We start from the raw sequence: 7,878 nt of genomic DNA, 5'->3' as shown, positions 1-7,878 counted from the left end.
GCCTGCGTCTCCTTGCCGCCGAAGCCGCCGCCCATGCGCGGCACCTCCACCGTCACCTGGTGCCGCCCCACGCCCAGCACGTCCGCCACCTTCTCCTGCACCTCCGAGGGGTGCTGCGTGGAGGACCACAGGCGCACCGCTCCGCCCTCCTCCGGCACCGCCAGCGACACCTGCGTCTCCAGGTAGAAGTGGTCCTGCGCTCCCGTCATGCACTCGCCCTGGATGCGCACCGGCGCGGAGAGGAGCGCCGCCTCCGGCTCGCCCCGGCGGATGACGTGCGGCGCGGGGTGGTTGCTCGGGTGCGGCAGGAAGGCGCCCTTCTCCAGGGCCTCACGGAGGGTGAGGCAGGCGGGCAGCACCTCGTACTCCACCGTCACCAACGCGGCGGCCTGCCGGCACAGCGCCGCGCTCTCGGCCAGCACCAGCGCCACGGACTGCCCCACGCAGTGCACCGCGTCCGTCGCCAGCAACGGCTCGTCATTCACGCCCTTCACGGGGCAGATGTCGTTGTGGCCAGGAATGTCCTGGGCAAAGAGCACCGCATGCACCCCCGGCAGCGCCAGGGCGCGCGTGGCATCCCGGCGCACCACTCGTGCATGAGCGTGGGGCGAGGCGATCACCCACCCCGTCAGCATGCCCGGCGGCGCGGGCAGATCGTCCACGTAGAGGGCCTCGCCGCTGGTGTGCTTCAGCCCGCTCTCGTGCAGGGCGGGGGCGTGCAGGGGGCTCTGGGACTCGGAGGGCTTCGGGGCAACTTCAGAGGGTATGGCGACCATCACATCACCTCACCTGGACCGTGGCGGCGTGGTGCTCCTGGAGCCGAGGGGCGGACTCGCTGAGCGTCTCCTGGAAGAACCCCCGGAGCAGGTTCTTTGCTACCTGCCCCCGGTACCAGGCCGAGCCACGATGATCCGTTCTCGGAGTGAAATCCTCATCGAGCCGGGCGAGCACCGCCTCCACGCTCGCCTCCGTCCAGGGCTGCCCCACGAGCCCCTCCTCGGTGCGCCGCGCACGGGCCGGCCGGGCACCCATGCCCCCGTACGCCAGCCGCGCCTCGGTGACTCGCCCCGCCCCGTCCACCACCACCCGGAAGCCCGCGGACACGGAGCTGATGTCCAGCTCGCGGCGCTTGGAAACCTTGTACGCGATGGTCCGCGCCCCCGAGGGCTGCGCCGGCACATCCACGAAGGCGAGGAGCTCCCCGCGCTTCAGCGCCGTGCGGCGGTAGTCCACGAAGAACTCCTCCAGCGGCATCCTCCGCTCGCCCGCGCGCGAGAGCAGCACCGCCTCGGCGCCCAGGGCGATGAACACCGGCGCCAGGTCTCCAATCGGAGAGGCCGTGCACAGGTTGCCGCCCACCGTCGCGCGGTTCTTGATCTGCCGAGCGCCAAAGTAACGGATCATCCGCTCCAGCGCCGGGCTGGCCTTGCGTGAGTAGTCCTCCAGCTCCGTGAGCCGCACCGTGGCGCCCACACGGTGTCCGCCCAGGCGCGGCTCCAGCGCCCGCAGCTCGGGCAGCGCCTCCAGGGACACGAGCAGCGGCGGCTCGGCGTAGCGCTTCGTCACCTCCAGCGACAGATCCGTCCCGCCCACCACGAAGCGCGCCTCCGGGTGCGCATCCAGCACGTCCCACAGCGTCTCCAGCGTCGCGGGGGTGAAGAAGCGCTGCGCCCCCGCCGAGTAGGCCAGCTCCATGGACTCGGGCTTCGTCTCCGCCAGGGCGCGAGCGAAGCGATCCTTCGGCTCCAGGCCCGCCACTCGGGCGGCGGCCTCGCGGATGGGGCGGTAGCCGGTGCAGCGGCAGAGGTTGCCGCACATCTGCGCGTCCAGCTTCCAGGGCTCGTCGAAGTCCTTGCGGTGACAGGCCTCCAGCAGCGCCATGGCCACCCCCGGCGTGCAGTAGCCGCACTGCGAGCCCAGCTCGGTGGCGAGCACCTTCTGCACCGTGTGGTACTCGCCGCGCTCCTTGAGGGCCTCCACGGTGTAGACGCGCTTGCCCTGCACCATGGGCAGCAGCAGCAGGCACGAGTTGATGGCCCGCAGCGCCTGCCCGCCCTTGCCGTCCTCCTCCAGCACCGCCACCGTGCAGGCGCCGCAGTCTCCCTCCGCGCACCCTTCCTTGGTGCCCGTCAGGTGGGCGCGCTCGCGCAGGTAGCGCAGCACCGTGGTGGTGGGAGAGAGCCCCGACTCCTCCACGAGCCGGTCGTTGAGATAGAAGCGCAGCCGATCCATGTGTCTCCTGGCCGCCCCGGAGCGGCGGGTGCGGCGCAGTCTACCCCGGAGGCGGCTGCCTCCTCACTACCGGGTGAAGTAGATCGCCGCCAGACTGACCAGGAAGTAGGGGGCAATGCCCGCCGCCCCCGCGTAGTCCTTGGCCACGCGCTGGCCGAACACGAGCGACAGGAACGTCACCCCCGCCAGCATGCTGCCCGCGCAGGCCACCTGGGAGCTCCCGGTGGCCACCAGCAGGAGGACTCCCACGGCGCACAGGGCCCCGGCCACCACCTCCATCACGGTGAGTGTGAGCAGCAGGGGCTTCCCCAGCCCTCGGAGCACCGGCACCTTGGAGAAGAGCTGGGTCTGCCAGCTCAGGTTGCCCTTCCAGTCGAACACTTTATCCAGGCCGGACTGGAGGAAGGTGATGGCCAGGTAGGCGACAGGCAGGACCTGCAGCATCCACAGGTGGAACCGGGGCGAGTCGAGCGGCGGCATGGCCTGACTCTACCCGGCTCGCGTCCATTCCCAAGCCTCTCGTCACCGTAAGGAAGTCACCGTTTGCGGCGCTCTCCCCTTTCGCCTGGGGAAAGGGCCCCTAATGTCGTCCCCCTATGGCTTCGGACATCGTCGCCCGGCGCGTCTTCGCAGGCCTCATCCTGCTCTCCATCGTCCTGCTGGCGATCATCGTCCAGCCGTTCGCCAAGGGCTTCTTCCTGGCGGCGGTGCTCGCCGGGGCGCTCTATGGGCTGCACAAGAAGCTCACCCGCGCCTTTCGCGGACGGGCCAACCTCTCCGCGGGGGTGATCTGCTTCGGCGTCATCATCGCCCTGCTGCTGCCGCTCACCGGCTTCACCGCCTTCCTCATCAGCGAGGCCGCCGACGGCGTGCGCTTCATCCGGGAGACGCTGCGCACGGAGGGCGTGGAGGGGCTCAAGGAGCGCCTGCCCCAGCCGGTGCGCAAGCTCGCCGACACGGTGATGGACCGGCTCCAGGTGCAGGAGGTGCAGCTGGACGAGAAGATCCAGGAGCAGGTCAGCTCGCAGGGAGGCACCGCCGCCAAGGCCGTCACCGGGGCGGTGGCGGCCACCGGCTCGCTCGCCTTCCAGACGGTGATGATGCTGATCGCCTTCTACTTCTTCCTGGTGGAGGGCCGGAAGCTGGTGCTGTGGCTCGAGAGCGTGTCACCCCTCAAGCGCGGGCAGGCCGAGGAGATCCTCCGCGAGTTCCGCCTCGTGGCCACCTCCGTGCTGGTGTCCTCGGTGGCCACGGCGGGAGTGCAGGCGGTGGCCGCGCTCGTGGGCTACCTCATCGCCCGGGTGCCGGTGCCCTTCTTCTTCGCCGCGGTGACGTTCTTCCTGGCGCTCGTGCCCGCCGTGGGCGCGGCCGTGGTGTGCTTCGCCGCCGCGGGGCTGCTGCTGCTCACCGGCCACCAGTGGATGGCCCTGTTCCTGGCCGTCTGGGGCGTGCTGGTGGTGGGCCTGGTGGACAACATCGTCAAGCCGCTGCTCGTGAAGCGAGGCCTGGACATGCACGGGGCCATCGTCTTCTTCGCGCTGCTGGGAGGCCTGGCCGTCTTCGGGACGGTGGGCCTGCTGCTCGGCCCGCTGATCGTCTCGTTCTTCCTGGCGCTCATCCGCATCTACGAGCGCGACTACGGCCGGCCCTCCCCCCGGCCCGCGGATCCGCCTACCCCGCCCGTCTGAGCCGGGAGTGGGACGGACCGGAAGCCTTGGGCCTCAGTGGGCCGCGCCCGCTTTCTTGAGCGCGCCGCGCTTGGCGGGGGCGGGCTTCGTCGCGGGTGCCGCGGCGGCGGGGGCCGTGCGCCCCAGCATCTTGAAGGCCTCCTTCAAGGCATCGGGTGAGCTGGCCAGGCGCGCGGCCGTCTTCGTGGCCTCGGCGGGAGACAGCTTCCCGAGCACGCTGCGCTCCAGGTTCTGCTCGATGAAGCCCTGCGCCGGGTCCACCTTCAGGTCCGTCACCTGCCCCTCCGCGTCCACCACGGGCACCAGGCGCGACGCGTTGATGAAGAGCACGGACGGCACATCCGCGGCCTTCACGCGCTGGGCCACCTCGTCGCGCAGCTTCGGATCGAACTTGATGCCCTTCTGCGTCACCAGCTCGCGGATGCCCTCGTAGTCGCCGGTGGCCTTGATGACCATCAGCCGGGTGAGCAGCTCGCCCACCGCCTCGCGCATCTTGTCGTAGTCCTCCACCACCCAGTAGGCGCGCCCATCCTGCGTCACCTGCTTCACCGCGCCCTTCTCCATCAGGAAGTTCACCGTCATGTGGTGGCCGCGCTGGTGGTCCTCCTCAATCTCGTCGCCCTTCTCCACGCGCGACAGATCCGTGAGCCCCTCCACCAGGAAGTCCCGGTACATCTGCTGGGCGATCTTCAGCGCCTCCGGAGACAGCTCCACCAGCGCCGGATCAAACGCATGCCAGAGCGCCACGAGATCCGCGCGGGCCTCCTCCAGCGTGTTGTCGTACTCCTTGAGGTAGAACTCGGGCGGGTTCTTGCCCAGCTTCTTCTTGTCCACCTGCCCCGAGGCGTGGCCCAGCACCTCGTGGAAGGCGACCAGCCACTTGCGCGCGGTGACGGAGTACTTCTCGGCCTGGGCGCGCTCGTCGGGCGTGCGGGAGAACTCGAGCGCCAGCGGCAGCCGCCGCAGCGCCGACGCCGCGTCCATCACGTTGGCGACCAGGATGCTGGTGCTGCCGTACTTCTCGCGGATGTTCTGCTCGTTGGGCAGGTTGATGCCCGCGGGCGGATTCGGGTTGGTGGCGACCAGGTCCACCGCCTTGGCCACCGGCAGCGCCACCTTCTTGCGCTTGTACACATCCGGCCAGGGCAGCCGATCCTCGAAGTACTGGGCGCGCTGGGCCAGCAGCTCCATGATCTTGTTCTCCGCGGCGTTGCGGTAGTTGATGAGCGCCTCCCACTGGCCCTTCTGCCCGCGCGCATCCACGTACGTCTCGATGAAGCCCAGGTTGCCATCCACCACCGCGTCCACCTTCAGCCAGGCGATGTTGTAGGCCTCCCAGTCCTTGGGGTTGCCCGTCTCGAAGTAGTGGATGAGCTTGGCCAGCACCGGCTTCTGCTTCGGGTTGGCGGACTTCATCGCCTCGGTGAGCGCGGCGTTCACGCGCGACAGCGGCTCGGCGTAGAGCCCCGGGGGGATCTTCTTGCCATCCCCGGCGCGGAACACCTGCTCCACCAGCTTCCCGTCCTCCTTCACCACGCGCGAGTTGAGCGGGTTCTTCTCCTGGAAGTGCTCCAGATCCTTCAACGTCACGCCGGGCCCGTAGGCGGTGTTGGACGAGGCGGTGAGCAGATCCTGCCCCGGCGGCGGCGACTTGGAGGTGAGCGAGGGCTCGAAGGACGCATCGAAGAGCGTCGGCTTCAGCCCGCTGACCCAGGTATGCAGGGCGAGCTCGTCCTTCACGCTGAAGGGAGCCCCCGCGCGGAAGGCCCGGACGGCGGCGGCCTCCAGCTCGCCCGCGGTGAACTCGGGGACGAACTTCTGGCCCGTGATCTGATCGTGGTTGCCCATCTGCCCATAGAAGCGCGTGAGGTACGCGGTGAGCCGCTTGTCGAACAGGCCTGGGCCCCCCGCGCCCTCCTGGCCGAAGAGGTAGACGCCCTCCAGCAGCCGCTTCGCATCCACCAGCTTCCAGCCGAGCTGATCGTAGGCAATGTCCTCGCCCGCATGGGCCGCCAGCGTCATGTACCACGCGACGCGCTTGTCCTCGGCGGACAGCCCGGAGATCCCCGGCGCGAAGATCTGCGCGATGGCCTGGTTTCCCGTGCGCGCCTTGAGGAACTGGGTGGCCCCCGCCGGGGTGCTCGTCTTCGAGGGCTCGGCGGGCTTCGCGGGCTCGGCAGGTTTGGCCGGCGGCGCAGCGGAGAGCACGGAGACCAGGAGGAGGAGGTACATGCAGGCTCCCAAGGAAGGACGGACCTTCGCAGTTAGCATCCGTCCTCCTCGGGTTCCAGTTTGAGGCCACACAGAGGGCCTCGCGGTCCTCCGCGGTGGACCGTCGAGGCGCGGGCCGCTGCTCCCTTGACAGCGAGCGAGCCCCCAGGCACCGTGAGGCACGCTCATGCACTCCACCGCCTTCGCCATGTGTTGCTGTCAGGCACTCCCGGTGGGCGCACGTGCGCCGGTCGCCTGACACTGGACGACCGAGCTGACTCTGCAGAGCCCACCATCCGCGAGGAGAGGTGGGCTTTCGAGTCTCTGGACCCTGATCTCACCTGACACCTCGCGGTCGCTTCCTGGCCGGGCACTTCCCCCAGGAGGCGTGACTTCCCCACCCGACGAGAAGAGGTCTTCGTGAGACGCCGCATTCCTACCGAAGTACGCCGCAGTTCCTGGTTCAAGCGCGCAGCCTTGGGTCTCTGGCTGTTGTCCGCCGGAGGAGCCTGGGCCCAAGGGGAGCCCGCGCCAGCACCGGCACCCTCGGCTTCCTCTTCCGGGGTGATCGCCCGCGCCTCCTCGGAGGGCTTCTCGCTGTCCTCCGAGGACAAGTCCTTCCAGATCAAGCTCCGCGGCTATCTCCAGGCGGATGGCCGCTTCTTCCTGAGCGACACCGATCGGCCCGGCACCAGCACCTTCCAGCTCCGCCGCGCCCGGCCGTTGCTCGAGGGAACCCTCTTCGGGGCCTTCGACTTCCGCCTCCTCACGGACTTCGGCGGAGGCACGGCCACCGTGCAGGATGCGTACCTGGACATCCACCCCTGGCGTGCGCTGCGGCTGCGCGTGGGCAAGTTCAAGCCGCCCGTCGGGCTCGAGCGCTTGCAGTCCGCCACCAACACCCTCTTCATCGAGCGGGCCCTGCCCACCAATCTGGTCCCCAACCGCGACATCGGGCTGCAGCTCCACGGAGAGCTGCTGGAAGGCACGCTCACCTACGCCCTGGGCGCCTTCAACGGCGTCCCCGACGGAGGCAGCGCCGACGCCAACTCCGACAACAGCTTTGATCTCGCCGGGCGCGTCTACACGTACCCGCTGCGACGCACCTCGTTGCATCCGCTCCAGGGGCTCGGGCTGGGCTTCGCCGCGAGCCATGGCAGACGGCTGGGGACCACCGCCGCCCCGGCACTCGCCTCCTACCGAGCCACCTCCCAGCAAGCCTTCTTCAGCTACCTGACGAGCACCACGGCGGCGGATACGGTGTTCGCCAGTGGCGAGAACCTCCGGCTCTCGCCTCAGGGGACCTGGTTCTGGGGGCCCGTGGGGCTGCTCGCCGAATACGTCTCCTCCGCTCAAGAGGTGAGGCGCGGGACGGAGCGGGCCCGGCTGCGGCACCAGTCCTGGCAGGCCACCGCCGCCTACGTGCTGTTCGGGGGGGATGCCTCCTACGAGGGAGTCCGCCCCACCCACCCGGTGAATCCTTCCGAGGGAGCCTGGGGAGCCGTCGAGCTCGATGCCCGGTACTCGGATCTGCGCGTCGATCCCAACACCTTCCCCACCTATGCGGATCCGGCGAAGTCCGCACGTGAGGCGAAGAGCTGGGGCATCGCCGCCAACTGGTACCTCAACACCAACGTCCGCATCGCCCTCAACTTCGATCGCACCACGTTCGAGGGAGGAGCCGCCGACGACGGCAATCGCATCCCCGAGAACCTGCTCCTGTCCCGCTTCCAGGTGAGCTGGTAAC

6 protein-coding genes are annotated in these 7,878 nt (G+C 69.4%); 2 read left to right on the top strand and 4 right to left on the bottom strand.

The features are described 5' to 3' along the window. From ACJ8AT_RS39135 to ACJ8AT_RS39125, 3 genes are all read right to left on the bottom strand, one after another. A partial coding sequence (locus ACJ8AT_RS39135; protein WP_407743098.1) for a molybdopterin cofactor-binding domain-containing protein occupies positions 1–776 on the bottom strand: 776 nt, incomplete at its 3' end. 4 nt (positions 777–780) lie between these two features. Further along, the gene (xdhA, locus tag ACJ8AT_RS39130; protein WP_407743097.1) at positions 781–2,232 is read right to left on the bottom strand and encodes a xanthine dehydrogenase small subunit; all 1,452 of its coding nucleotides are present in this window, start codon (positions 2,230–2,232) and stop codon (positions 781–783) included. 66 nt (positions 2,233–2,298) lie between these two features. Beyond that, positions 2,299–2,712, bottom strand: a complete 414-nt coding sequence (locus tag ACJ8AT_RS39125) for a DoxX family protein (RefSeq protein WP_407743096.1) — start codon at positions 2,710–2,712, stop codon at positions 2,299–2,301. A gap of 116 nt (positions 2,713–2,828) precedes the next feature. Here ACJ8AT_RS39125 and ACJ8AT_RS39120 point away from each other — a divergent pair, with 116 nt between their 5' ends. After that, on the top strand, positions 2,829–3,920 hold the full coding sequence (locus ACJ8AT_RS39120) for an AI-2E family transporter (protein WP_407743095.1): 1,092 nt from the start codon (positions 2,829–2,831) through the stop codon (positions 3,918–3,920). A 33-nt stretch (positions 3,921–3,953) separates the two neighbouring features. Here ACJ8AT_RS39120 and ACJ8AT_RS39115 read toward each other — a convergent pair whose 3' ends face one another. Then, positions 3,954–6,152, bottom strand: coding sequence for a dipeptidyl-peptidase 3 family protein (locus ACJ8AT_RS39115; RefSeq protein ID WP_407743094.1), 2,199 nt, complete (start codon positions 6,150–6,152; stop codon positions 3,954–3,956). A gap of 543 nt (positions 6,153–6,695) precedes the next feature. Between ACJ8AT_RS39115 and ACJ8AT_RS39110 the strand changes: the two genes are divergently transcribed. Further along, positions 6,696–7,877, top strand: coding sequence for an OprO/OprP family phosphate-selective porin (locus ACJ8AT_RS39110; RefSeq protein WP_407743093.1), 1,182 nt, complete (start codon positions 6,696–6,698; stop codon positions 7,875–7,877). The last annotated feature ends 1 nt before the right edge of the window (position 7,878 follow it).

Origin of the sequence: Hyalangium sp. (genome assembly GCF_045802625.1) — a bacterium.
In the GTDB taxonomy this organism is placed as follows: Bacteria; Myxococcota; Myxococcia; order Myxococcales; family Myxococcaceae; genus Hyalangium.
This window is presented reverse-complemented; position numbering and strand designations above follow the sequence as displayed.